This is a genomic window from Microbacterium sp. GXF7504, assembly GCF_054798235.1.
In genome coordinates, this window is sequence record NZ_JBSJZI010000003.1 from 406,494 (window position 1) to 432,305 (window position 25,812).

Here is a 25,812-nt window from a genome sequence, read left to right on the forward strand (position 1 = left end):
ATCCCGCGCTCACGCACCCAGGAGCATCACGAGCCCGACGACCGCGCCGACGAGCGCGATGACGGCCCCGCCGGCGAGGATGCCGAGGCGCACCGCGAGCGTGCGACCGCGGGCGGCACGGGCCGCGGCACCGCCGTCGTTCGGCTCCGGGTCGGGGAGCGGCGCACCCGCCGGCGGGGTGCTCCGGACCTCCGGGGTGCGCAGCGGCACCGCCTCGGCCGTGTCCGCGGGGCGGGGGCCGACCGGGTGCGCGCCGCGCACACGGGTGACCGCGGTGGCGTCGTCGGCGGGTTCGGCCGGGCGGCGGGTGACGCGGGTGGCGTCGTCATCGGGCTCGGCGGGGCGGCGGGTGACGCGGGTGGCGTCGTCATCGGGCTCGGCGGGGGCCGGTGCGGGTTCGGCGGGCCGGCGCGACACGCGGGTGGCGTCGTCGTCGGGTTCGGCCGGGCGGCGGGTGACGCGGGTCGCGTCGTCCTCGTCCTCGACGTGCGCCGGTGCGGGTTCGGCCGGGCGGCGGGTGATCCGGGTGGCGTCGTCGTCCACGGCCGTGTCGTCCGGCGTCACGGCGGCCGCGGCGGGGCGGCGCACGAGCCGGGTCGCCTCCTCGTCCTCCTCGTCCTCGGCATCCCGCACCGACGGTGCATCGCGCCGGGTCACGCGCGTGGCCTCGTCGACGTCGTCGCGGACGCGGCGGGAGCGACGGGTCGCCTCCTCCGGCGCCTCGCCCCGGCGGCTGATGCGGGTGGCCTCGTCGTCGTCGTGCGTGCTCATGCGTCCCCCAGGAATCGGATGCGGACACCACCGGGCAGCTCCGCGGTCTGTCCCGCCGCCACCGGCACGGGTTCGGCGGCACGCAGCCGCCGCGGGACCCCGTCGGCGCCGGTCAGGGCCGTGCCGCCCGCGCCGCCGAGGTCCTCGATGCGCACCTCGTCGCCGTCGCGGCGGACCCGCACGTGGGTGCGGGAGAGCTCGCGCGGTGCCCGGTCGAGGACGACGAGCACGGGCAGGCCGGCCGCATCCAGCCGGTCGGTCCGGGGCCCCCGGCCGATGAGCAGCTCGCCCTCGATCGGGACCCGGGCGCCGTCCGGCAGCTCGATGCACCGCGGCGGTCCGTCCGGCAGCGCCCCGTCCGCTCCGGTGATCGCGGGCGGGGTGGCGGCGGCGACCGCGCGGACGGTGCGCATGGCGAGTCCCGACGCGGTGGTCGGTCCCGGGCGCACCGGCGTCGCGCGGAGGGCGGCGTCCGTGCGGGTGATCGCGGGGGACTGCAGCACCCACGCGCGCTGCACGCCGTCGAGCACCACCTCCCGCCAGCTGTGCACCCCGTACCCGTCAACGCGGGCCGCTCCGCCGTCCTCGTGCTCGATGCGCAGCGCGAACGGGCCGCGCAGGAACGCGGTCAGCCGGCCGTCCACGAGGGCCACGAGCGCGAACCCGGGGGCGGTGCCGACCCCGTCGGCGACGAGCGCGTCGAGCACGGGTGCGGGGGAGGCCGTGTCCGCCGGGAGGGCGAGGATGCGGCGGGCGGCGGGCACCGCACCGCGCCCGGTCGCGAGCACCGCCCACGTCTCGGTCGCGACCGCGGGAAGCGCACCGTCGAGCCAGACCCGTTCAGTCATCGTCCCTCCCGGTGAGCGTGTCGGCGTCGACCGGTTCCGCCCCGCCCTGCGTGCTCGTGCCGAACCCGCCGGTGACGTCGTCGGCGCGCGGGGTGACGGTGCCCTCGCGCACGTCGACCACGATCGCGGTCACGTCGTCGCGGGCACCGCGGGCGAGGGCCTGGGCCACGAGTCCGTGCGCGGTCTGCGCGGCGGCACCGCCCATCGTGAGCCCGGCGCGGATGGCCTCCTCGCCCAGCCGGTCGCTGAGGCCGTCGGTGCAGACGAGCAGGCGCTCGCCGGTGACGATGGGGGCGAGCCAGTAGTCGGCGTCGCCGGCGAGGTCGCCGACCGCCCGGGTGAGCACGTTCCGTTCCGGATGCCGGTGCGCCTCCGCGGGGCGCAGTGCGCCCGAGGCGACGAGCTCCTGCACGACCGAGTGGTCGACCGTGAGCTGTTCGAGGGCGCTGCCGACCAACCGGTACACGCGCGAGTCGCCGAGGTTCACGACGAGCCAGACCGGGACACCGTGCTGCACCACCGCGACCACGCCGGACAGGGTGGCACCGGCGCCGCGCGTGTGGCGTCGCGCGATGCGCGCGACCGCGTCGTGCGCCTCGGCGAGGGCCGACACGACCTCCTCGGGCCGCACGTCGAGCCGGCCCCTGAGGGGTGCGAACGCGTCGACGACGGCGGCGCTCGCCCGATCGCCGGCCTCGTGGCCGCCCATGCCGTCGGAGACGAGGTACACCGGATGCGCGGCGATCACCGCGTCCTCGTTGACCTCGTGCGTCCGACCGCGTTCGGTGCGCATCCCCGCGGCGACGACCACGCGCGCACTCATCGCCGGCGTCCCTTCCTCGGCGCAGGCGGCAGCAGGCGCTCGCGGAACGAGCGCAGCGACAGCCGGGCCTTCCATCGGCCCCAGAAGGTGGACTCCTGCCGCATCCGCTCGCGTTCGGCGTCCACGAGCGCCCAGAACGCCTCGCCGTCGCCGTGGTCGGGCGGTGCGGGCGCGAACACGGCGCGGTCCGCCTCGGCGGCGAGGGTCGCGGCCGATCCCGCGGCGAGGGCCGCGGCGACCTCGCTGCGGGTCGCGGCACGGGGCAGGTCGGCGCCGTGGTCGAGCGCCGTGTCGACGAATTCGTCCCAGCCCGCGACGACGCGGTCGATCGGATCGGGACTCGAGCGGCGGGTGCGGTAGCGGATGAGCTTGGCCAGCAGCAGCGCCAGGGCCGGCAGCGCGAGGATGAGCAGCACGGACAGCGAGATGCCGCCGATCCGTGCCGTCGCCCACAGCCACGCCAGGTCGGTCTGCGCCGCCGGGTCGTCGTCGGTGCCGCCGGAATCGGCCGGGTCGGCCTCGGGCGGCAGCACGGTGTCCGCCTGCTGCGGGTCGACCTCCGTCGGGTTCTGCGGGTCGCGGCGCTGCTGCACGTCCGGCGAGAGCGGCACGGTGTGCTGCGGGGTGGTGTCGACGGCGGTCCAGCCGCCGTCGGCGTCCTGCACCTCGATCCAGGCGGCGAGGGAGCCCCCCGTGCACGCGCCGTCCTCGCACACCGGGAGGGTGTCGTCGTCGGTCGCGAGCCGGGCGCCGACCACCACCCGCGCGGCGAACCCGAGCCGTTCCGCGATCATCGCGGCGGCCACGGCGAACTGCTCGTCGTCACCCGGGGCGGCGACCAGCAGCGCGTCGCCGTCGGAGGCGACGTCGTTCTGCTTGTCGATGAGCTCGGTGAACAGCGCGTCGATGCGGTCGGTGGAGTGTCCGGCGCGACTGGGCTCGAACGCGTAGCCGTCGAGATCGGAGATCCAGGCGGGCGGGTCGTCCGCGGGCACGCTGAGGGCGTGGCTCAGGTAGCCGCGGGCGCGCAGCGTGGCGATGAGCTCGGCGAGTCCGGCGCCGCCGGTCGGCGAGCCCTGCATCTCGATCCACGTGTCGACGCTGTCCGGGATGAGGTCGGGGTCCATCCGGACGCCGTCCTCGCCCGGCTCGAGCGTCGCCGGATCGCGGTCGGCCGCCGTGAGCACGCCGGTGAGCGTGTAGTCGACGCCCTCGGTGAGGCCGGGGTCGGCGAGCTCGACGCCGGTGCGCTGCGCGGCGTCGTAGTAGAAGCCGTCGCTCAGCGCGGCGCGTGCGCCGCCGTCGAACCGGAGGGAGCGGAGCTCGCCGACGGTGGGCACCCAGATCCCGCGGTAGCCCTCGACCGTGACACGGGCCTCGATCTGCGTGCCCTCGCCGGCGTCGATGCGGGAGGGCACCCGCACGAAGGCGGCGCCGTCGGCCGCGTCCGGGTCGACCGCCTGCATGACGCGGCCGTCGAAGTGGGGGAGGGTCGCCAGGCGCACCCGGTCTGCGCCGCCCGCGCCGGAGACGGTGAACAGCACGGTGTCGTAGGCGTCGTCCGTGAACGCCGCGCGGTAGTCCGTGAGGGGGCTGAGTTCGGCGCGGATGCGCAGGACCGGGTCGACGCCGGTGCGGAGCACGTCTCGCGTCGACCCGGCGAGGGCCGCAGGGGCGAGGGTGACCCCCGCGACGAGCGCGACGACGGCCATCGCGGTGCCCGCGACGAGGCGGGTGAGGACGCTGCGGTGTGCGCGGGCGGGGCTTCGGACCCCGGTCGCCTCGCGCGCGGTGCGCAGCGCCGCCCGCCGGGTGGCGACGGCACGCCACAGGTACCAGGCCAGGGCGACGCCGAGGGCGCCCACTCCGACCGCGACCTCGAGCACGCCGGGGACCTCCCAGACGCCGATGCGCGCGGTGCCCGTGACCGCGCTGGAGCCGAAGAGCACGCCGGCGACCAGCACGAGGAGGGTGATGGGCGCTGCGAGCGACCAGAACCGGGTGCGGCGGATCGTCAGCGACAGCGCGAGCACGCCGGTGACGAGCAGCAGCAGGAACAGCGGCGCCAGCGTCGCCTGGTAGGTGCCGAGGGGCAGATCGAGGGTCAGCAGGTTCTTCCACCCGGTCGCCGGTGCGGTGAGCACGGCGACGAACATGGCGGGCAGCGTGGGCAGGTCGGTGAGGGCGCCGGGCGCGGCGAGCGGGACGCCGCCGACCAGGTAGGCGCCGAGCGTGACGGCGGCCACGAGCCAGGCCGGCCACCGCAGGCGCAGGCCGAGCAGGGCGATGACGTCGACGAGCGCGATCGCCGCGAGCCCCGTCACGAACAGCCACGGGTCACGGAACACGGGCCACCAGGCGACGACCCCGATCGCGAGGAGTGCGTCGAGGAACGCGACGTCGCCGATGAGCGTGACGAGGTCACCCCGTGACCGTGCGCGGGTGCGGGCGGCGCGGGTGCGCCGCAGCGGGGGGACGGGGGGCGCGCTCACGACTGGGCGCTCCGGGCGAGGACGTGGCGCAGGTCGTCGAGCAGCCCGATCGTGACGATCGACGCCCCGCCGATGGTGCGGTACGAGGGCTCGGCGGTGGGGTCGCACACGAGTGCCGCGACGCCCACGTCGGGCGGGAAGGAGAGCGCGGCGTGCTGGATCGTGCGCAGGGACGGTACGGACCCGCAGACGAGGAAGCCGATCGACACGTCGCGGTGCGCCTCGACCGCGAGCGCGGCCGCGTCGCCGAGGGACGTGACGTGCTCCCCCCGCTCGAGCCCGGCGAGGTCGTCCAGCAGGGTGCGACTGGTCAGCGTCGTGAGGTCGCGGGTGGTGCGGACGGCCCGCCGTGCGAACTCCGGCACCTCGCCGCCGACGACGACGGACACGTCGCGGCCGTCGCGGATGCCGCGGACACCGAGCGACCCGACCGCGCTCACCGCGAGCTCGAACTGCTCCGGGTCGGCGTACTCGTCGTCGCCGACCGCGAGCACCACGACCATGCGGGAGCGGCGGGTCTCCTCGTACTGGCGGACCATGAGCGTGCCGGTCTTCGCGGTCGACTTCCAGTGGATCTGTCGCTGCGAGTCGCCCGGCGCGTACTCGCGAATCGCGTGGAACGAGATGTCGGCGTCGACGACGAGCGTGGAGGGGTTGCCCTCGAGGTCGCGGACGAAGCCCGTGGCGGTGGAGGGGATCGAGGTGGTGACCGGGTGGATGTACAGCGTGTGCACGTCCTGCCAGGCGATCTCGCGGCGCAGGATCCCGAGCGGGTCGCCCCGGACGGTGCGGGCGGGACCCACGTCGACGATGCCGCGGTGCGCCGCGGGGATGTCGATGGTCTGCGTGTGCGCCGCGCCCTTGCGCAGCAGCGGCACCGCGACGTCGACGATGCCCTCGCCGACGGGGACGTCCACCCGGCCGGGGAGTGCGACGCCCGAGCCCACGTTCGCGACCCGGAGCTCGGCGGTGACCGCGTCGCCGGCGACCACCCGGTCGTGCGCCAGGGTGAGCGTCACGTCGTAGGCGCGCGCGCTGAACAGGAACGGGACGGCGCACACCAGGAGCACGAGGGCGATGACGCCGGCGACCGCGAACTCGATCCAGCCGAACGGCAGCCCGAGGCCCAGCCCCAGCACGGCGACCGCGACGCACAGCCACCCGGCGGGGGTGACGGTGGCCGTGACCGCCCCGGCGGCGCGCCCGACCGTCCGGCGGACGCGCCGCCAGAAGCGGACGCCCCCGACGACGAGGACCGTCGTCTGCCGGGAGGTCGCGTACCGGGTGCGCGTCTTCGTCGAGGTCGACGTCGAGGTCGATCCGCCGGTGCGCGTCAGCCGGGAGGAGCCGTCGGTGCTCACACGGCTTCCCGCTGGCTGGGCGGCGCGACGTCGAGCATGACCTGCCCGATGACGGCGCTCGCCGTCACACCGTCGAACTCCGCCTCCGGGTCGAGGATCAGGCGGTGCGCGAGGACGGGCTCGGCGAGCGCCTTCACGTCGTCCGGCGTGACGTAGGAGCGGCCGTGCGCGGCCGCCCAGGCGCGGGCGGCGCGGGTGAGGGCAAGTGCGCCGCGGACACTCACGCCCAGCCGCACCTGCGCCGCGTGCCGGGTGGCGTCGACGACACGGGAGATGTAGTCGAGCACGAGCGGGTTGAGGTAGACGTCGCGAGCGAAGCCGGACATCGCGACGACCGCATCCGGGGTGACGACGGGCGACACCTCGCGCCGCACCTGCGAGGAGCCCTCGAGGATGCGGACGGTGGCGGCGTGGTCGGGGTAGCCGAGCGAGGTCTTCAGCAGGAACCGGTCGAGCTGCGCCTCCGGGAGCCGGTACGTCCCCGCCTGCTCGACGGGGTTCTGGGTCGCGACGACGAGGAACGGGGCGCCGACGGGCCGCGTCACGCCGTCGACGGTGACCTGACCCTCCTCCATGACCTCCAGGAGCGCCGACTGCGTCTTGGGGCTCGCCCGGTTGATCTCGTCGGCGAGGACGACGTTCGCGAAGATCGGGCCGGGGTGGAACTCGAACTCGCCGCGCTTCTGGTCGTACACGGTGATGCCGGTGACGTCGCCGGGCAGCAGGTCGGGGGTGAACTGGATGCGGTTGCTCGTGCCCTGCACGGACTGGCCCATGGCGCGGGCGAGCGAGGTCTTGCCGGTGCCGGGGAAGTCCTCGAGCAGCAGGTGCCCCTCGGCGATCATCGCGGTGAACGCCAGCTCGATGACGTGCCGCTTGCCGAGGACGACCTGCTCCACGTTCTCCACGAGCGCCTCGAAGGTGTCCTGGAACCAGGCGGTCTGCTCGGGCGTGATGGTCATGGGGTGGTCCCTTCGGTGGGGTCGGGCTCTGGGTCGGGGTCGACCGGCGCACCGGGGTCGCACGTCGACGCGTCGAGGGGGAACCGGTCGACGCCGTACTGGGCACCGCCGGTGGTGTTCCAGGTGAACAGCAGGTCGACCTGGACGCGCTCGGCGCCGCGGGGCACCACGAGCGGGTTCTCCGGGTCCTTGGCCACCTCGACCCAGTTGAAGCCGAGGACGCCGCGCTTGAGGTACTTCACGGTGGCGGGGTCGAAGGAGGTCGCGCCGAGGCCGCCGGGGTTCTGGTCGAGCGCGCCGCGCAGCGCGGACCCGGCGACGCACTGCGTGATGCGGGCGTTCACGAGGGTGGCCTGCACCGCCCGGGTCGGGTCGGCGGCGGTGACCCGCTTCTCCGGCCCGCACCGGCTCTGCCCGGAACCCCAGACGCAGTACTTCGCGGTCATCGACCCCTCCTGGCCGATGCCGGGCTGCCAGCCGGTGACGACGGTCTCGAACCCGGGACGGTTCGGCACCGACGGGTACGTCGCGGTGTACGCGACGCTGCCGCCGCGGGCGGAGCGGTCCATGCCGTAGGTCGCGGTCTCCGGCGCGGCCGGCGGCTCCCAGGCCCATCCCGAGGCGGTGCCGGACTTGACCGCGCCGAAGCCGTTGCCGACGCAGGCGCCGACGACGTACTCGGTGTTCTCGTTCAGCCCGCTCACGGTGGGGCTCGTGGAGGTCGTGCCGCCGGAGGCGCCGCGCAGGTGCCCGTCGCCGTCGACGGCGCAGGAGAAGTCGCCGCCGGGCCGGAAGGCGACGTAGACGATCTCGGTGTCGCGGGTGCTGTGGTTGCGGCCCACCTCCGGGACGGAGACCGTGATCGAGGTCTTCGACTCCTTCACGACGCTCACGCCACCGGCCGTGGGAAGCCCCGCCACGGCGACGCCCTTGGAGACGGCGCCGCCGACCGAGCCGCTGCCGTCGGGGGCGGAGTTGGCGCTGTTGGGGGTGACCGTCACGGTCTGCGGGCCCACCGGGAGGGTGACGACGACCTCGGTCGTGTCTCCGGGTGCGCGCGAGACGTCGGATGCCGCGCCCGTGACGGTGTACGAGCGCACCTCCGGGTCGGCGTTGGCGATGCGGATGCGGACGGCACCGGTCTCGAGCGTCGTGCGCCGCGGGTCGTAGACCGGCTCGACGGTCACGTCGCCGAGGGTCGGTGCGCGGTACGCCCAGGCGCGCACGGAGACGCCGGTGCGGGAGTCGCCGACGCTGTTGAACGCCCGCGCCTCGTACGTGCGCTGCTGTCCGTTCGCGTCGACGGAGAACGGCTGGCACGCCCCGGACGGGTCACAGGTGGTGACCATGCGCGAACCCTCGTAGACGTGGAAGCCCTGGAGCGCAGGGTAGGCGATGCCCGCCGTGCCGGGGTCGACGCGGAGCGTGATCGAGCGGTCGCCGAACGCGCTCTGCACGACGCTCGCGGGCGCCTTCGGGTAGCCCTGCAGGTCGAGCGTCACCTGCCCGTCGCGGTCGCCGCTGGACTGCCGGCCCTGGGCGTCCTCGACGCTGAACCCGACCGTGCACCGGGTGCCGTCGGCATCCGGGGTCCACGACGCCTGGATCGCCGTGGCGCTCGCGACCGCGAAGCTCACCCCCGCGCACACGCCGCCGGAGGTGCCGCCGACCGCGACCAGACGCAGCGGCGTGCCCGGGAGCGGGTTCACCTCGCCCGCGGCGCCGATGACCTGGATGGTGCAGCCGCCGCCGCTCGCCTGACTGCACGTCTGGGTGAGCGTGGCGCCCTTGGGGAGCGTGGACGGGGCCGGGCCCACCGTGAGCTGGAGCGTCGACGGGACCGCCTCGCGATGGCTCGTGAGGGTCACCGTCGCCGGCTCCTGGCGGCCCGGCCGCGACGCGTCCTTCGCCGTCACCGTCACCACGGTGCCCTCCTGCACGACGGTGAACTGGTCGCCGACGTAGGAGACCGCGTAGCGCAGCGATGCCCAGTCCTCGGTGCCCGCCCAGCTCGTCATCCCGGTGAGGTCGTAGGTCGCCGACGAGCCGGGGCTCACCGTGAGGGCCGCGGGGCGGAGCTCGGGCTGCGGGTTCTCGGCGATCACCCGCACCTGGACGGCGAGGTAGGTGTAGTCCTCCTGGCCCGCCAACCGCACCGGGACGGTGCACGAGTCGGTCCATGGCGCGCCCGCGCCGGCCGTGTACCGCACCCTCGTCCCCGAGACGACCTCGCAGGTCGCCTCGGCGCGCGCGCCGCCGACGGAGAGCTTGCCGCCGAGTTCGATCTCGGCCTTCGGCGGGAGGGCGACCGCGTCCGCCATGTCCCACTCCACGCTCTGCCGCTCGTCGACCTCGACGGTCGAGGCGGAGGCGCGCAGCGTGAGCTGCAGGTCGTTCGTACCGGGCACGCGCAGGAACCCGTAGGAGGTGACCTCGGTGCCGTCGAAGGTCGTGCCGGACACCTCGAACGGGATGAGCTGCGTCTGTTCCGGCACCTCGCCGGAGATGCGGGCGCCGCGGGCCTCCACCCCGGCGGGCGGGTCGCCCCAGAGCGAGAGCGACAGGCCGCCGGTGTCGCCGGCGCTCCAGGACACCTTGCCGTCGAGCACGTCGACCCCGCGCGGGAAGTCCCGGCGCGTCTCCACCGTGAGCGTGGTGTCGCGGATGACCGGGTAGTCGGGCACCGGGTCGCGGACGACCTTCAGCACGATGAGCCCGATCGCGGTGTCGCCGAAGGCGTTGCGGACGGTGTAGGCGAACGAGTAGGTGCCGAGTTCCGTCCCCGCCCGCAGCGTCACCTCGCCGTCCTCGGACACCTCGCCGAGCAGCTTCTCGAGGTAGGCGTACTCGTCGGAGCCGACCTCGGCGTTCGGGCGGACGTCGATGACCTCGAGGTCGCCGCCGGCGGGGTCGATGTCGTTGTCGGCCGGGCGGACGCGGGCGATGCCCTCGGGGCCCACCTGCACCTGCAGGTAGTCGCTGTAGGTCACCGGCGCGGGGTCGGATTCCGCATCCAGCACGCCGACCCGCACCTCGCCGGTGCCGGTCGAGCCCTGTGCGTCGCGGACCTGGTAGCTGAAGGTGACCTGGCCGCGGTCGCCGGGGGCGCTGGTGTAGACGATGGCGTCGCCGGTGGCGTTGATGACGGCCGAGCCGCGTTCGGGCTGCGCCGTGATGCGGTCGAGCGCGACGCTGTCGCCGTCGGGGTCGACCGCGAACCGGTCGAACGGGATCGAGACGGTCGCGCCGCTGAGCACGCGGCCGACGAGCGTGCGGGGGAGCGGGGCGGAGTTCGACTCGTCCGAGACGACCGTGATCGTCACCCGGGCGGTGTCGGTCATGTCGGGGAAGCCGAGCCGGTAGATCGTGTACCCGACGGTGTACGTGCCCGGCTCGTCGGGGGCGAGGTAGCGCAGCAGTCGGCCGGTCGCGAAGGCGAGCCCGGCGCCGTCGTCGTTGCTCACCTTCGACGGGTCGATCGAGAACTGGGCGCCCGAGGGGGCGGTGTCGTTCAGCAGCACCGGGATGTCGATCTGTGCGCCGGCGCGCACCGTCACGGCGTCGTCGACGGCGATGGGCGGCTCCGCGATCGCGGCGGGCAGCAGCACGACGGTCACCTCGCCCTGGGCGGTGGTGTAGCCGTTGCCGGTGCCGTCGGAGACAGTGTAGCGGGCGACGCCGAGCACCCCGGGCTCGCCGCTGTCGGTCGTGCCGGTGACCCGCAGCATGCTCTCGCCGACGAGGTCGACCGAGAGGGATGCGGTCGCGTCGGGCTCGACGCGCAGGTCGCTCGCGAGCAGCACGAGCCCGGCCGGGTTGGTCACGGCCGAGACGACGTCGACCGTCGCATCCTCGCCCGGGCGGACGAAGGCGGTGAGCGGCGGCGTCGTGATCTGGGTCTGCGCGGCGTCGACGAGCGTGACCCGCGCGAGTCCGGTCGCCTCGGTGACGTCGTCGGCGACGAGGTACTGGATGACGTACGAGCCGGGCGTCGCGCCGGTGAACGAGAAGCTGCCCGCGACGGAGTTCACGACGATCTCCCCGCCGGACTCGTCGATCGCGGTCGCCGAGCGGACGGCGACGCCGCCGGTGGCGCCGGTCACGTGCGACGCGACGTCGACCGTGAGCGGCTGTCCGACGGCCCCGACGAGTGCGAACGACTCGGCGACCAGCTGCGGTGCCGGCGTGACGGCGATGTCGAGTTCGACCGGGGTGGACAGGCCCCGTGCGTCCGAGACGGTGAGGGCGACCGGCACGGTCTGCGCCTGCGCCTCGTTCGGGTTGGGGTGCTGGTAGGTGACGGTGCCCTGCGGGTCGAGGGCGAGCGAGCCCACGCCGGAACCGTTCACGGCGGCGGACACGTAGACGGGGTCGCCCTCGGGGTCGACCCAGCCCTCGCGGACGTCGACGGCGACCGTGCCGCCGGGCGCGACCTGCGGGGCCGGCCAGCTCGCGAGGCAGCCCTCGACCCCGCACCACACGGGCGCGGTGTTGACGTCCTCCGGCACGACCGTGAGGGTGACGGTGGCGGGCTCGGAGAGGAGCCCGTCCGCGCTCGTGCCGTCGGTCGCCCGGTAGCGGAAGGTGGCGGAGCCGGTGGCGCCGGACGCGATCTGGACCACGAGCTCCTGCTGCTCGTTCGTGGTCGCGACCGTGCCGAAGGCGGCGTCGAGCCCCTCCACGGATGCGGGGTCGACCGCCAGCACGTCCTCGTTCGGGTCGTGGTCGTTCAGGAGCACGGGCAGCACGACCGAGCGTCCGGCCCGCACGCCGAAGGCGTCGTCGACCGCGACCGGCGGTTTCGGGTCGACGACCCGTTCGGCGGTGACGTCCTCCTGCTGGACGGTGGGCTGCTCCTCGTCGACGTCCCACTGCTGCGAGGAGGGCACGAGCCGGCCGTCCGGCACGGTCCACACCCACCCGGACCGGGTCTCGTTGAGGATCATGCGCGACCCGTTGCGGGCGAGCACCGGCGCGACGTCGTCGCCGAGCTCGGCGCCGCCGTAATCGAGGTCGGTCTCACCCGTCTCGGACGACCACAGCACGCCGCCGGCCCCCGCCGCGGGCAGCCAGGCGCCGTAGAGCACGCCGTCGAGCACGGCCGGGGCGGCGGGCGTCCCCCGGACGACGCCCTCGGCGGTCACCCGCCGTGCCCCCGAGCCGTCCAGCGGCACCGCGAACAGGCCCGTCGCGTCGGCCACGTGCACGGCGTCCCCGTCGCGGGAGGGCTCCTGCAGCACGCCGCCGACGGCGTCGGTGTCGACCGGGTCGCCCGCGCCCCGGACCCACACGGTGCCGTCGTCGGGGGTGAACAGCGCCCAGTCGCCGCCCACGGCGGTCAACTGCACGTCCTCCGTCGGGGCGTCCGGCACGTCGTCCGAGCCCCGGATGCGGCCGGTCGCCGCATCCGCCCGGATGACCCGCGCCTCCTCGGCGGAGTACGCGTAGACCGTGCCGTCCTCGTCGACCGCCACCGCGGAGGCGACGAAGGTGCGGTTGCGCTCGTCGTCGGGGTCGTCGTCGGCGTACGGGTCGATCGACACGAGCGTGCCCGGAGCGTCGAGCGACGAGGCCGACACGGCGCCGCGGTCGGTGAGGTACGCGAGGTGGCGTCCGGCGGAGGCGACGGCGACCGTGCCCGCCGGGGTGTTCTGGAACGTGTCGTCCTCGTCGCCGTCGAGGTCGGCCGGGCGGGCGGTGTCCACCTCGGCGAACCGCGCGTCGCCGTCGGCGAAGACGAACAGACGGTCGGCGTCCTGCACGATGCCGCTGGGACTCGCGACGCGCTTGACCGTGTCGAGTTCGCCGATCACCGTGTTCACGCGGGCGTACCGCCGGCCGTCGCCGTCCTGCAGCGCCCACACGGTCCCGTCGTCGGGCGGGGTGCGCTGCGCGTCGAAGCCGGGCCAGACGACCGCGACGGTCGCGACGGCGGCCACCGCGACGGTGATCGCGGTGGCGATGAACCAGGGGCGCCGGTGGACGGGGGGATTCGGCCTGCCTGCCACGGGTCACCCGCCTCCCACGACGAGGAGGGTCACGGTGACGGCGGCGGCGACGAGCACGGCGGCCAGCGCGACGCCGAGCACCACCGCACGGGCCCGGCCAGGGCTCCGGCCCTGCGCCCCCGCCAGCACGGTGCCCTCGTCGGGCCGCCGCCGATCGGTGGTGCGGGCGCGGCCCGGCCGCCGCGACTCGTACGGCACCGCGGGGCGCACGGGTCCCCGCATCCGGTCGTCGTCGAACGTGACGGGCGCGCCCGCGGCGGCCCACTCGTCGACCGCGACCTCCATCGGCGTGTGGGGCACCCCGAGCTCGTGCTGCACGAGCTGCAGCTCGTACGCGAGCTGCGCGGCCGAGGCCTGCCGGGCCGACGGGTCGCGGCTCATCGACCGCTGCAGCACCGCTTCCAGGCTCGGCGGCACGTCCGCCCGGCCGATGGGGGTGTACGCGGCGCGCCGGATGCGGGCCTTCAGCTGGTCGCGGGAGTTCCGGCCGCTGCCGTCGCGCTCGAACGGGCTGCGGCCGGCGAGCAGGGAGTACAGCGTCGCGCCGAGGCTCCAGACCTCGGCCGGGACGGACCCGGCGACCTTCTCGTCGATCACCTCGGGGGCGCTCCACGGCACCGACATCGCGAAGACCTCCTCCTCGCCGCGGCCGGCGACGGAGGAGGCGATGCCGAAGTCCGAGAGCACGGGGGCGCCGAACGCGGTGATGAGGATGTTCGAGGGCTTGATGTCGCGGTGCAGGAGCCCGGACCGGTGCGCGGTCTCCAACGCCGAACCGATCCGCACGCCGACCTGCAGCACCTCCGCGACCGGGATCTCCTCGCGCCGGTACCGCGAGGTGAGCGAGGTGGGGCAGTACTCCATCACGATGTAGGGGCGGCCGTCGGAGGAGATGCTCGCCTGGTAGATCGTGAGGATCGAGGGATGCGCGGACAGCCGCGCCATGACGTCGGCCTCCGCGTTGAACATGCGCAGCAGGCCGTCGTCGACGATGTCCTCGAGCAGCACCTTGACCGCGACGGGACGGCGGGGCATGTCCTGTTCGAAGAGGAAGACGTCGGCGAATCCGCCGGTGCCGAGGGGGCGCACGTACGAGAATCCGGGGAGCACCGGGGGTGCAGCGGGCAGTCTCTGAGCCACCCCCGCCTCCTCAGCCGTTCACGCACCCCTGGTCACGGAAGGCCCCGGCCTCCGTGCGATCCTTTCTAACACAGCGCCCTGGACGCGCCCGGCCGCTTGTGGACACCGGGTCCGCACCGGTATGCCGTCCCGTGAGGTCGGCGGGGCCGGCCGGCGCAAGCCGTTCCGCGTGCATGCGCGCGGCCCTAGCGTGGACGGATGAACGACGCACTGGCGACCTCCGCGAGCCCGTACCTCCGCGCCCACGCCGACAACCCGGTCGCGTGGCGCCCGTGGGGCCGTGAGGCGTTCGAGGAGGCGCGCCGGCGCGACGTGCCGGTCATGGTGTCGATCGGCTACTCGACCTGCCACTGGTGCCACGTGATGGCGCGCGAGTCGTTCCAGGACGCTGCCACCGCCGCGCAGCTGAACGAGGGGTTCGTCGCCGTGAAGGTCGACCGGGAGGAGCACCCGGACGTCGACCGGGCCTTCCTCTCGGCCGCATCCGCGTTCACCCGGAACCTCGGCTGGCCGCTCACGGTGTTCACCGACGCGGACGGGGCGGCGTTCTTCGCCGGCACCTACTGGCCGCCGATGCCGCGTGGCGGCAGCCCCGCGTTCCGCGACGTGCTGCGCGCGGTGACCGAGGCGTGGACCGAGCGTCGCGGCGAGGTCGCGGCGACCGCGGCGGCGCTTCGCGACGCGCTCGCCGAGGCAGCCCGCGCCGGTGCCGGCCCGCTGCCGGACGCGGCCGCCGTGGTGGCGGCGGCGCGGACCCTCGCCGGGTTCGAGGATCCCGAGTACGGCGGGTTCGCGGCGCCGGGCGCCCCCGTGCAGACCCCGAAGTTCCCGACCGTGCCCGCGCTCCGGCTGTTGCGCGCGCCGCTCGTGGTCGCCGACGCGCCGGACGCCGCGGCGGTCGCGGACCGGGCGCTCCGGGCGATGGCGGCGTCGCCGCTCCGGGACCGGGACGGCGGGTTCTTCCGCTACGCCACCCGGCGGGACTGGAGCGTGCCGCACTACGAGCGGATGCTGACCGACAACGCCGGACTGCTCGCGCTGGCCGTCGAACTCGGCGACCTCGAGGTCGCCCGCGGCGTGGTGTCCTTCCTCGCCGAGGTGATGGAGCGCCCGGGCGGCGGGCTCGCCGCCGCGCAGGACTCGGAGTCGTGGATCGACGGGGAGCGGAGCGAGGGCGGGTACTACGCCCGGGACGACGAGGAGCGCGCCCGGCTCGAACGGCCGTCGGTCGACGGCAAGGTCGTGACGGGCTGGAACGGCCTGGCCGTCGCCGCGCTCGCGCGGTACGCCGCCGTGACGGGCGACGAGTCGGCGCTGGGGATCGCCCGCCGCGCGGTCGACGCGGTGCTCGGCGCGAACGTGGGGCCCGACGGCGTGCTCCGCCGCGCCTCGCTCGACGAGGTCACCTCGCGCGCGGTGGCGACGGCGGCCGACCACGGGGCGCTCGCCGAGGGGCTCGTCGCCCTGGCGTGCGCGACCGGCGAGGTCGCCTACGCCGAACGTGCGCGCGAGCTGGTCGACCGCGCCGGCACCGCGACCGGTGACCCGGCGCTCGACGCGCTGGGGGTGCCGCCGGGTGAGGACTCGGACGGCGACCACCCGGGAGGACCGGCGTCGGTCGCCGCCGCCGCGCTCCGGCTGTGGTGGATGGGTGCGGGCGACGCGTACCGCGAACGCGCGGAGGCCCTCGTCGCCGCGCACGCGGCGCGGGCCCTCGCCGATCCGGCCGCCCACGGCGCGATCCTCCGGGTCGCGGCCGAACTCGCCGTCCCGCCCCGGCAGGTCGTCGTGGTCGCCGAGGCGGGGGAGACGGCCATGCGGGCCGCCGCGCGCGAGGTCGACGCCGATCTGGTCGCGGTCGTGTCGTCACTGCAGGCCCGGGCGTTCTCGGCGGCGGGGTTCACCCTGTTCGACGGCCGCGACGTGCAGGACGGACGCGCCACGGCCTACGACTGCCGCGGGTTCGTGTGCCGGCTGCCGGTCGTCGACCCCGGCGCGCTGGCGTCCGCGCGGTGACGCCGAGCCCTATCATCGGACGCATGCCCGATGAGCCCGAGGTCGGCAGCGGCTACTGGTACGCCGACACCGACGACGCACGTCGCCGCCGCGCGGTGGAGCTGCTGCAGTCGTTCCGGCTCTACCGCGCTTCCGAGGTGGCGATGCGCCGCCGCACCCGGGAGGCGATGTCCATGGGGGAGAACGACCTGCTCGTGCTCCGCTACCTCCTCAAGGCCCAGCGCGAGGGCCGGTTCGTGCCGCCGGGCGAACTCGCCCGCTACCTCGGTGTGTCGACCGCGTCGATGACCGCGGTCGTCGACCGGCTCGAACGGTCGGGGCACGTGCGCCGCGAGCGCCACGCCAGCGACCGCCGCAGCATCTACGTCATCCCCACCCGCGACACCGACGCGGAGGTGCGCGCCACGCTCGGCGCGATGCACGAGCGGATGCTGTCGGCCGTGGTCGACATGACGCCTGACGAGACCCGGATCGTGATGGACTGCCTCGCCCGGCTGCAGGCGGCCGTCGACGAGGTCGAACCCGAGCACCTGCACCAGGACGAGCCCCAGGAGCAGCGCGTCTCCTGACCCGGCGGGTCAGACCCAGGTGGGCAGCCAGTTGTGCAGCCGCCAGAACCCGTACGGCACGTCCGCGGCGACCCAGACCGGGTACCAGAACGCCGACAGGAGGGTCGCCAGCACGGTGAAAACCACGACGGTCCGCCGCACCGCGAGCCGCCGGTCGGGGTCTCGCGTGGCGAGGAGATCGCGCACCGCGAGGGCGATCGCGATGACGAGGAAGGGCGCCACGGCCACCGTGTAGAACTGGAAGATCGTCCGCTCCGGGTACAGCAGCCACGGCACGTACGTCGCCGCGACCCCGGCGAGCACGAACGCGTGCTCCACCCGCCGGGTGCGGACGAACCGGTACAGCACGTACAGCACCGCCGCGACGCCCGCCCACCAGATGAGCGGGTTCGGGATGCTGGAGATCGCCTGCACCCCCTGGTCGTCCTGCTCCCAGAACATCGAGGTCGGACGCACGAGCAGCGGCCACTGCCAGGCCGGGCTCTCGTACCCGTGCGGCGTCGACAGTCCGACGTGGAAGCGGTAGATCGCCACGTGGAAGTGCCAGAGGCTCTGCAGCGGCAGCGGCACCCACGCCCAGAACCCGGTCGCCGGGTCGCCGTCCGCGCTGCGGCGGTCGTACCCGCCGTCCGAGACGAGCCACCCCGTCCAGGACGCGAGGTAGACGACCACCGCGACCGGCACCAGGAGCACGAACGCCGCGGCGCCCTGGCGCACCGCATCCGTGGGCCACATCCGGATGCCCAGGCGCCGGCGCACCAGGGCGTCGACGACCACGACGTACAGGCCGAGCGCGGCGAGCACGTACAGTCCGGACCACTTCACCGCGCACGCGGCGCCGGCCGCGGCGCCGGCGGCGAGCAGCCACGGGCGCGACCACCGCAGCGGTCCCCACATCGGCGCAGCGCGGCCGGCGACCGCGCGCGTCAGCCGGGCGATGTGCTGCCGTTGGTCCAGGAGCACGAACCAGCAGGCCAACAGTGAGAAGCACGCCAGGAACACGTCGAGGAGCCCCACCCGGCTGAGCACGATCCCGACACCGTCGATCGCGAGGAGGAACCCGGCCAGGGTGGCGAGCGGCGTGGACCGGGTGAGCATCCGGGTCACGAGGTACACGAGCAGCACGAGCGTCGTGCCGGCGACCGCGGTCATGAGACGCCACCCGAACGGGTGCTCGGGGCCGACGAGCCACATGCCGAGGCCGATGAGCCACTTGCCGAGCGGCGGGTGCACCGAGAAGCTCGGGGCGATGTCGAACCCATCGACGACACCGTCGACGAACGCGGTGTCGGCGCCCTCCGGCCACGATGCCGTGTACCCCAGCAGCCACTGCGACCACGCGTCCTTCACGTAGTACGTCTCGTCGAACACGAGGGCGCGCGGGTGCCCCAGCCCGACGAGGCGGAGGAGCCCCGCGAACACCGTGAGCAGGACGGGCGCCAGGACGTCCACGCGACGCGCGAGGACCGGGTCGGTGCGCAGACGCCGGAGCCACCGGTCGGACCGCGACGGCCGTTCGTGCGGCAGCAGCGGCGGGGCGGTCGCGGTCACGCGCCCAGCCTATGCTGGCCGGATGATCATCCTCGCGGCCACCCCCATCGGGAACCTCGGTGACGCCTCCCGGCGGCTCGTCGAGGCGCTCGAGCAGGCCGCCGTCGTGGCGGCCGAGGACACCCGCACCACCCAGCGGCTGCTGTCGGCGCTCGGCGTCGCGAATCGCCCGCGGCTCATCGCCCTGCACGACCACAACGAGAAGCAGCGCGCCGCCGAACTCGTCGCACTCGCCGCCGAGCAGGACGTGCTCGTGGTCAGCGACGCCGGCATGCCCACCGTCAGCGACCCCGGCTACGGCCTCGTCGCCGAGGCCGCCGCCCAGGGCGTGCCCGTCACCGCCCTGCCCGGGCCGTCCGCCGTCGTGACGGCGCTCGCCGTCTCCGGGCTTCCCACCGACCGGTTCACGTTCGAGGGGTTCCTGCCGCGGAAGGCGGGGGAGCGCCGCACGCTCGCCGCGTCGCTGTCCGCCGAGCGGCGCACCATGGTCTTCTTCGAGAGCCCCGCCCGGCTCGCCGCATCCCTCGCCGACCTCGCCCAGGGCTTCGGCGCCGACCGCCGCGCCGTGGTCTGCCGCGAGCTCACCAAGCTCCACGAGGAGGTGCGCCGCGGCACGCTCGCCGAGCTCGCCGCCTGGGCGGAGGACGGAGTCCGCGGCGAGATCGTCGTCGTGGTCGAGGGCGCGCCGGCTCGGGAGCTCCCGTTCCCCGACGCCGTCACGCAGGTGCTCGAGCTCACCCGCGACGGGATGCGGCTGAAGGACGCCGCGGGCGAGGTCTCCGCGCACACCGGCCACTCCTCGCGCGAGCTCTACCAGGCCGCGCTCGCCGTGCGCGGCTGACGAACCGTCACGCGCGGAGGACCCGCATCCGCGCCGCCTAGAATCGACGGGTGAGCAACGGCCGTTCCTTCTACATCACGACGCCGATCTACTACCCCAGCGATGTGCCGCACATCGGCCACGGGTACACGACGGTCGCCGTCGACACGCTCGCGCGCTGGCACCGTCAGGCGGGCGACGACACCTGGATGCTGACGGGCACCGACGAGCACGGGCAGAAGATGCTGCGCGCCGCCGCCGCCAACGGCGTCACCCCGCAGGAGTGGGTCGACAAGCTCGTGGGCGAGGCGTGGTTCCCGCTGCTGCAGACCCTCGACGTCGCCAACGACGACTTCATCCGCACCACGCAGGAGCGGCACGAGGAGGGCGTGAAGCGCTTCGTGCAGGCCATCTACGACCGCGGCTACATCTACGCCGGCGAGTACGAGGCGCTGTACTGCGTGGGCTGCGAGGAGTTCAAGCCGGAGGCGGAGATCGCCGACGGCACGGGCGAGTTCGAGGGCCTGAAGGTCTGCGCCATCCACTCGAAGCCGCTGGAGCTGCTGCAGGAGAAGAACTACTTCTTCAAGCTCAGCGAGTTCGCCGAGCCGCTGCTGAAGCTCTACCGCGAGCGCCCCGACTTCATCCGGCCCGAGTCCGCCCGCAACGAGGTCATCTCGTTCGTGCGCTCCGGGCTGAAGGACCTCTCGATCTCCCGCAGCGCGTTCGACTGGGGCATCAAGGTGCCGTGGGACGACACGCACGTCATCTACGTGTGGGTGGACGCGCTCCTGAACTACGCGACCGCGGTCGGGTACGGCGTCGACACCGAGCAGTTCGACCGCCGCTGGCCGGCCTACCACGTGGTCGGCAAGGACATCCTCCGCTTCCACGCCGTCATCTGGCCCGCCATGCTGATGGCTGCCGGCCTCGAGGTGCCCCGGGGCGTGTTCGCGCACGGCTGGCTGCTCGTCGGCGGCGAGAAGATGTCGAAGTCGAAGCTCACCGGCATCGCCCCCACCGAGATCACCGACGTCTTCGGCTCCGACGCGTACCGCTTCTACTTCCTCTCCGCGATCGCCTTCGGGCAGGACGGCTCGTTCTCCTGGGAGGACCTCGCCGCCCGCTACCAGGCAGAGCTCGCGAACGGCTTCGGCAACCTCGCCTCGCGGACGGTCGCGATGATCGAGAAGTACTTCGAGGGGATCGTGCCGGCGCCCGGCGCCTACACCGACGCCGAGCTGCACATCCAGCAGGTCGTGGCCGACGCGGTCTCGACGGCGGATGCGGCCGTGGAGCGCTTCCGGATCGACGAGGCGATCGCCTCCATCTGGACGATCGTCGACGCCCTGAACGGCTACATCACCGAGCAGGAGCCGTGGGCGCTCGCCAAGGACGAGGCGAAGCGCGAGCGGCTCGGCACCGTGCTGTACACGGCCGCCGAGGGCCTGCGCGCCCTCACCGTGCTGCTGTCGCCGGTGATGCCGGTCTCGACCGAGAAGCTCTGGATCGCGCTCGGCGCGGCGGAGACGGTGGGTCGGCTCCAGGACCAGCCGCTCCGCGACGCCGGGCAGTGGGGCGCGCTGCGCCCGGGCTCCTCGGTGAACGGCCTCGCGCCGCTCTTCCCCCGGATCGAGAACGCCTGACCCCGGATGCTGCGCAGCGACCCCGCAAGGAGGATGAGGGGATGAGCGACCCCAGCCAGTACGTGCGGCAACGGGAGAAGGGCGCGCGCGACGTGTCGTACCCGCCGGCGCCCGAGCCGCTCGCGGTGGCGGTCTACGACAACCACTGCCACCTCGAGATCGAGGACGGCGAGGCGTCGATGTCGCTCGACGAGCAGCTCGAGCGGGCGGTCGAGGTCGGGATCCTCGGCGTCGTGCAGGCCGGTGGCGACATCGAGTCGAGCCGCTGGTCGGCGTGGGCCGCCGCATCCCACCCCCGCGTGCTCGCGGCCGTCGCGATCCACCCGAACGAGGCGCCGCTGTACGACGCCGCCGGTCGGCTCGACGAGGCGATCGCCGTCATCGACGAGCTCGCCGCGCAGCCGCGGGTGCGTGCGATCGGCGAGACCGGGCTCGACTTCTTCCGCACCGAGGAGGACGGGCTGCCGGCGCAGTTCCGCAGCTTCGAGGCGCACATCGACCTCGCCAAGCGGCACGGCGTCGCGATGCAGATCCACGACCGCGACGCCCACGACGCGGTGCTCGACACGCTCGAGCGGGTCGGGGCGCCCGAGAAGACGGTGTTCCACTGCTTCTCCGGCGACGCCGACATGGCGCGGATCGCGGCCGAGCGCGGTTACTGGCTCTCCTTCGCCGGCAACGTGACGTTCAAGAACGCGCAGAACCTGCGCGACGCGCTGCAGGTGATCCCGCGCGAGCGCATCCTCGTCGAGACCGACGCGCCCTTCCTCACGCCCACGCCGTACCGCGGCCGGCCGAACGCGCCGTACCTCGTGCCGGTCACGATGCGGTTCATGGCCGCCGAGCTCGGCGTGGACGTCGACGAGCTGTGCGCGCAGGTGGCCGCCAACACGCTCGAGGTGTACGGCCCCTTCGAGGACTGACCGGACCTCAGCGGGGGAGGCGCAGCATCCCGTCCTGCGCCTCGGCCAGGCCGTCCGCGATGAGCGAGTCGATCGCACGGTCGCGCTGCAGCGGGTCGGCCCAGTCCGGCAGCACCGCGTCGAGCGGCGCCTCGTGCCCCGCGGCGGCGCGGAGCAGCCGCAGCACGGCGCCGCGCGCCTGCCGGTCGCTGCCCTCGTAGCGCGCCTGCCTGCGGCGGGTGTCGCCGGTGTCGGGGTATCCGGCCGCGCGCCACGCGCAGGATGCCGCGATCGGGCAGTCGTCGCAGCGCGGCGCCCGCGCGGTGCAGACGACCGCGCCGAGTTCCATGATCGCGGCGTTCAGCACGGCGGACTCGCCGCGATCGGCCGGGAGGAGCGCCGCCATGTCGTCCAGGTCGCGCTTCGACGGCGGCCCCGGCTGCGACCTGCCGCCGACCGCCCGGGCGATGACCCGTCGCGTGTTCGTGTCGACCACCGGATGCCGGTCGCCGTACGCGAACACCGCCACGGCGCGGGCCGTGTAGTCGCCGATGCCGGTGAGTGCGAGGAGCGCGACCACGTCGCGGGGGACGACGCCGTCGTGCCGGTCGCGGATCTCGGTCGCGGCCCGGTGCAGCCACAGCGCCCGCCGCGGGTAGCCGAGGTTCGCCCAGCGACGCACCGCCTCGGCGGGCGGTGCGGCCGCGAGATCGGCCGGCGTCGGCCAGGCGGTCAACCACTCCTCGAGCCGCGGGATCACCCGCGAGACCTGCGTCTGCTGCAGCATGAACTCGCTGACCAGCACACCCCACGCCCCGAAGCCCGGCGCCCGCCAGGGGAGGGGGCGCGCGTGGATGCGGAACCAGCCGTTCAGCGCGGGGACGTCGAGGGCGGGCACCGATCCAGCGTAGGCGCACCACGTAGGCTGGAAGGCATGCCCGAACCCTCCCCGAACGGCGTGCTCCTCGTGGACAAGCCGGGCGGCGTCACGAGTCATGACGTCGTCGCGCGCGCCCGCCGCGCCCTCGGCACCCGCAAGGTCGGGCACGCCGGCACGCTCGACCCGATGGCGACCGGGCTGCTCATCCTCGGGGTCGGTCCCGCGACCCGGCTGCTCACCTTCATCGTCGGGCTCGACAAGACCTACCTCGCCACGATCCGGCTCGGCGCGGCGACCACGACCGACGACGCCGAGGGCGAGATCACGGATGCGGCGGATCCCGCGGCCCTCGCCGCCGTCACCGACGACGCGATCGCCGCCGGGATCGACCGGCTGCGCGGGGACATCGACCAGGTGCCGAGCACGGTGTCGGCGATCAAGGTCGACGGGCGCCGCGCCTACGACCTGGCCCGCGCGGGGGAGACGGTCGAGCTGAAGTCCCGCCGCGTGACCGTGTCGCGCTTCGAGGTGCTCGAAACCCGCCGCGCCGGCGACGCGATCGACCTCGACGTCGTCGTCGAGTGCTCCAGCGGCACCTACATCCGCGCCCTCGCCCGCGACCTCGGCCGTGACCTCGGCGTCGGCGGGCACCTCACCGCGCTCCGCCGCACCCGCATCGGCCGGTTCGACGTCGACGAGGCGATCGCGGTCGACGACATCGCCCCCGACGGGCTGCAGACGCCGGCGGATGCCGCATCCCGCGCCCTCCCGGTGCTGCACGTCGACGCGCAGCAGGCCGTCGACCTGCGGCACGGCAAACGGCTCGCGGGACTCGCCGACGCCCTGCCCGGTGCCCGCAGCGCCGCCATCGACCCGGACGGCCTCCTCGTGGGCGTCGTCGAACGCCGCGGCGCCGACGTGCGCAGCGCCATGAACATGCCGGAGGAACGCGCCTCATGATCCTGTGGTTCACCCTCGTCCAGGTCGGCGTCGCCGCCGTCGGCGGCCTGGTGTGCGTCGTGCTCGGCCTCGCCGGGCGCCGCCCGAGCGACCTGACCGTCGGCCTGCTCGCGCTCATCGAGGTGCTGCTGATCGCCCAGCTGGTCATGGGCATCGTCGCGCCGCTCATGGGCAACACCCCGACCGGCAACCCGCTCGAGTGGTGGGTCTACCTCGTCGGCGCGCTGCTCGTGCCGCCGGCCGGTGTCGCCTGGGCACTGCTCGAGCGCAGCCGGTGGAGCACCGTGGTGCTCGGCATCGCCGCGCTCGCGGTCGCGGTCATGGTCTGGCGCATGGAGGTCATCTGGACCGTGCAGTTGGCCTGAGCGCGCGGAACTAGGATGGGACCCGTCATGACCACCGCACCCGCCCGTCGCATCACCGGCGCCGCCCGCGTCCTCATCGTGGTGTACGGCGTCATGGCGCTCGCCGCCACCGGCCGCTCGTTCGTCCAGATCGTCGGCGAGTTCGACGAGGCGCCGCTCGCGTACAGCCTGTCCGCCGCATCCGCGCTCGTGTACATCCTCGCGACGCTCGCGCTGATCTTCTCCCGTTCCGCCGTCTGGTACGTGATCGCCTGGGTCGCCGTGCTGTTCGAGCTGGCCGGCGTGCTCGTGGTCGGCACGCTGTCGATCGTGCTGCCCGAGCTGTTCCAGCATCCGACGGTCTGGTCGCTGTACGGCGACGGGTACCTGTTCGTGCCGCTCGTGCTGCCGATGTTCGGGATCTGGTGGCTGTGGACCCACCGTGCCGGCGCCGTCCGCGCGGACGAGGACGCCGAGGCGGCCACGGCGGGCCCGACATGGTGACCGTGTTCCGCGCGCCCGAGGAGGTGCCCGCGGACTTCGGACCCTCGGTCGTCGCGATCGGCAAGTTCGACGGCGTGCATGCCGGCCACCGCGCCGTGATCGAGCGCGCGCAGGTCGACGCCGTCTCACGCGACGCGCAGGTGGTCGCGGTCACGTTCGACCGCAACCCGCTCGCGCTGCTGCGTCCGGAGCTCTGCCCGCCGAGCCTCATCGGCGTCACCCAGAAGGTGCGCCTGCTCGCCGACACCGGTGTGGACGCGGTCATGGTCCTCACCTTCGACGAGGCGCTCGCCTCGCTCACCCCCGCGGAGTTCGTCGCGAAGGTGCTCCGCCCGCTCGGCACCCGCGCGGTGCTCGTGGGCACCGACTTCCGGTTCGGCGCCGGCGGGGCCGGGACGCCGGAGACCCTCACCGCACTGGGCGCCGAGGAGGGGTTCCGCGTCGACGTGGTCGACGACGTGCGCGCGGTCGACGAGGGACGCCGCGTCTCCTCCACCTGGATCCGCGAGCTGATGGCCGCCGGCGACGTCGAGCGCGCGGCGCGGCTGCTCGGCCGTTCGCCCTCGGTCTGGGGCGAGGTCGTGCACGGGCTGAAGCGCGGGCGCGAGCTCGGCTACCCGACCGCGAACCTGTCGCCCGACCTCGAGGGGTTCCTGCCCGCCGACGGGGTCTACGCCGGCTGGCTCGTCGACGAGGATGCGGGGCTGCGTCCGGGCACCCGGTACCCGGCGGCGATCAGCGTCGGGACGAACCCGACGTTCGACGACGTGCCGGTCCGCCAGGTGGAGGCGTACGTCCTCGACGAGACGCTGGACCTGTACGGCCACCACGTCGAGGTGCAGTTCGTGCACCGCGTGCGGCCGATGGTCGCCTTCGACGGCATCGACGCGCTCATCCGGCAGATGGCGCAGGACGTCGCCCAGGTGCGCGACGCCCTCACCTGACACCGTCGCGCCGGCGTTCAGGTGGCGGTTGCTGCGGCATCCGCGCTGGTGAACCCGCAGAAGCTGCCACCCGAGCGATCCTGGCCCGCATGGACTGCCACACGGGCGAGCAGGCGTGCGGATGCGGCGGGGTTCAGGTGGCGGTTCCCGCGGCATCCTCGTGGGTGAACCCGCAGGAGCTGCCACCCGAGTGAGCTCGACCCCGCACGGACTGCCACACGAGCGAGCAGGCGCGGGGATGCGGCGGTCTTGACGTGGCGGTTGCCGCGGC

19 protein-coding genes are annotated in these 25,812 nt (G+C 74.3%); 9 read left to right on the top strand and 10 right to left on the bottom strand.

Annotated elements, in window-relative coordinates; translation table 11 throughout:
- Positions 1-9: 9 nt before the first annotated feature.
- The 8 genes from ACWAUO_RS09325 to ACWAUO_RS09360 are packed head-to-tail and all read right to left on the bottom strand — an operon-like array spanning position 10 to position 14,405.
- Complete coding sequence (locus tag ACWAUO_RS09325) at positions 10-771, bottom strand: hypothetical protein (RefSeq protein WP_460774904.1); 762 nt, start codon at positions 769-771, stop codon at positions 10-12.
- Entirely contained in the window at positions 768-1,619 is an 852-nt protein-coding gene (locus ACWAUO_RS09330) for an FHA domain-containing protein (RefSeq protein WP_460774905.1), read from the bottom strand. The genes ACWAUO_RS09325 and ACWAUO_RS09330 overlap by 4 nt, the downstream gene beginning before the upstream one ends.
- Positions 1,612-2,442 (bottom strand): PP2C family protein-serine/threonine phosphatase, encoded by an 831-nt coding sequence (locus tag ACWAUO_RS09335; RefSeq protein ID WP_460774906.1) that lies wholly within the window; start codon positions 2,440-2,442, stop codon positions 1,612-1,614. Before ACWAUO_RS09335 ends, ACWAUO_RS09330 begins: the two co-directional genes overlap by 8 nt.
- A complete protein-coding gene (locus tag ACWAUO_RS09340) occupies positions 2,439-4,934 on the bottom strand; it encodes a transglutaminase domain-containing protein (RefSeq protein ID WP_460774908.1) in 2,496 nt (831 codons plus the stop codon). The genes ACWAUO_RS09335 and ACWAUO_RS09340 overlap by 4 nt, the downstream gene beginning before the upstream one ends.
- A complete protein-coding gene (locus ACWAUO_RS09345; RefSeq protein WP_460774909.1) occupies positions 4,931-6,295 on the bottom strand; it encodes a DUF58 domain-containing protein in 1,365 nt (454 codons plus the stop codon). Before ACWAUO_RS09345 ends, ACWAUO_RS09340 begins: the two co-directional genes overlap by 4 nt.
- A complete protein-coding gene (locus ACWAUO_RS09350) occupies positions 6,292-7,257 on the bottom strand; it encodes an AAA family ATPase (RefSeq protein WP_460774911.1) in 966 nt (321 codons plus the stop codon). Before ACWAUO_RS09350 ends, ACWAUO_RS09345 begins: the two co-directional genes overlap by 4 nt.
- Positions 7,254-13,265, bottom strand: a complete 6,012-nt coding sequence (locus ACWAUO_RS09355; protein WP_460774912.1) for an Ig-like domain-containing protein — start codon at positions 13,263-13,265, stop codon at positions 7,254-7,256. The genes ACWAUO_RS09350 and ACWAUO_RS09355 overlap by 4 nt, the downstream gene beginning before the upstream one ends.
- Before the next feature lie 3 nt (positions 13,266-13,268).
- The gene (locus tag ACWAUO_RS09360) at positions 13,269-14,405 is read right to left on the bottom strand and encodes a serine/threonine-protein kinase (RefSeq protein WP_460774914.1); all 1,137 of its coding nucleotides are present in this window, start codon (positions 14,403-14,405) and stop codon (positions 13,269-13,271) included.
- A 198-nt stretch (positions 14,406-14,603) separates the two neighbouring features.
- Between ACWAUO_RS09360 and ACWAUO_RS09365 the strand changes: the two genes are divergently transcribed.
- Entirely contained in the window at positions 14,604-16,421 is a 1,818-nt protein-coding gene (locus ACWAUO_RS09365; RefSeq protein ID WP_460774915.1) for a thioredoxin domain-containing protein, read from the top strand.
- Positions 16,422-16,444: 23 nt separating this feature from the next.
- Positions 16,445-16,990: a MarR family winged helix-turn-helix transcriptional regulator gene (locus ACWAUO_RS09370; protein WP_460774917.1), complete on the top strand. Its 546-nt coding sequence runs from the start codon at positions 16,445-16,447 to the stop codon at positions 16,988-16,990.
- A gap of 9 nt (positions 16,991-16,999) precedes the next feature.
- Here ACWAUO_RS09370 and ACWAUO_RS09375 read toward each other — a convergent pair whose 3' ends face one another.
- Positions 17,000-18,541, bottom strand: coding sequence for a dolichyl-phosphate-mannose--protein mannosyltransferase (locus ACWAUO_RS09375; protein ID WP_460774918.1), 1,542 nt, complete (start codon positions 18,539-18,541; stop codon positions 17,000-17,002).
- Between the two features lie 22 nt (positions 18,542-18,563).
- On the opposite strand from ACWAUO_RS09375, the gene rsmI reads away from it, so the two are divergent.
- From rsmI to ACWAUO_RS09390, 3 genes are read left to right on the top strand one after another with little or no spacing between them, the layout of a single operon-like run.
- On the top strand, positions 18,564-19,382 hold the full coding sequence (gene rsmI / locus ACWAUO_RS09380; protein WP_460774919.1) for a 16S rRNA (cytidine(1402)-2'-O)-methyltransferase: 819 nt from the start codon (positions 18,564-18,566) through the stop codon (positions 19,380-19,382).
- 50 nt (positions 19,383-19,432) lie between these two features.
- Entirely contained in the window at positions 19,433-21,007 is a 1,575-nt protein-coding gene (gene metG, locus ACWAUO_RS09385; protein WP_460774921.1) for a methionine--tRNA ligase, read from the top strand.
- Positions 21,008-21,048: 41 nt separating this feature from the next.
- Complete coding sequence (locus tag ACWAUO_RS09390; RefSeq protein WP_460774922.1) at positions 21,049-21,930, top strand: TatD family hydrolase; 882 nt, start codon at positions 21,049-21,051, stop codon at positions 21,928-21,930.
- A 7-nt stretch (positions 21,931-21,937) separates the two neighbouring features.
- On the opposite strand, the gene ACWAUO_RS09395 is transcribed toward ACWAUO_RS09390, so the two are convergent.
- Positions 21,938-22,807 carry an HhH-GPD family protein gene (locus ACWAUO_RS09395; RefSeq protein ID WP_460774924.1) on the bottom strand — a complete coding sequence of 290 codons (870 nt, stop codon included), beginning with the start codon at positions 22,805-22,807 and terminating at the stop codon, positions 21,938-21,940.
- Between the two features lie 36 nt (positions 22,808-22,843).
- Here ACWAUO_RS09395 and truB point away from each other — a divergent pair, with 36 nt between their 5' ends.
- Genes truB through ACWAUO_RS09415 form a run of 4 tightly spaced genes read left to right on the top strand, consistent with a single transcriptional unit; the run spans position 22,844 to position 25,541 of the window.
- Positions 22,844-23,749 carry a tRNA pseudouridine(55) synthase TruB gene (gene truB, locus ACWAUO_RS09400; RefSeq protein WP_460774926.1) on the top strand — a complete coding sequence of 302 codons (906 nt, stop codon included), beginning with the start codon at positions 22,844-22,846 and terminating at the stop codon, positions 23,747-23,749.
- Entirely contained in the window at positions 23,746-24,114 is a 369-nt protein-coding gene (locus ACWAUO_RS09405) for a hypothetical protein (RefSeq protein ID WP_460774927.1), read from the top strand. Before truB ends, ACWAUO_RS09405 begins: the two co-directional genes overlap by 4 nt.
- A 27-nt stretch (positions 24,115-24,141) precedes the next feature.
- Positions 24,142-24,597 (top strand): hypothetical protein, encoded by a 456-nt coding sequence (locus ACWAUO_RS09410; RefSeq protein WP_460774929.1) that lies wholly within the window; start codon positions 24,142-24,144, stop codon positions 24,595-24,597.
- Positions 24,594-25,541: a bifunctional riboflavin kinase/FAD synthetase gene (locus tag ACWAUO_RS09415; RefSeq protein WP_460775255.1), complete on the top strand. Its 948-nt coding sequence runs from the start codon at positions 24,594-24,596 to the stop codon at positions 25,539-25,541. The genes ACWAUO_RS09410 and ACWAUO_RS09415 overlap by 4 nt, the downstream gene beginning before the upstream one ends.
- The last annotated feature ends 271 nt before the right edge of the window (positions 25,542-25,812 follow it).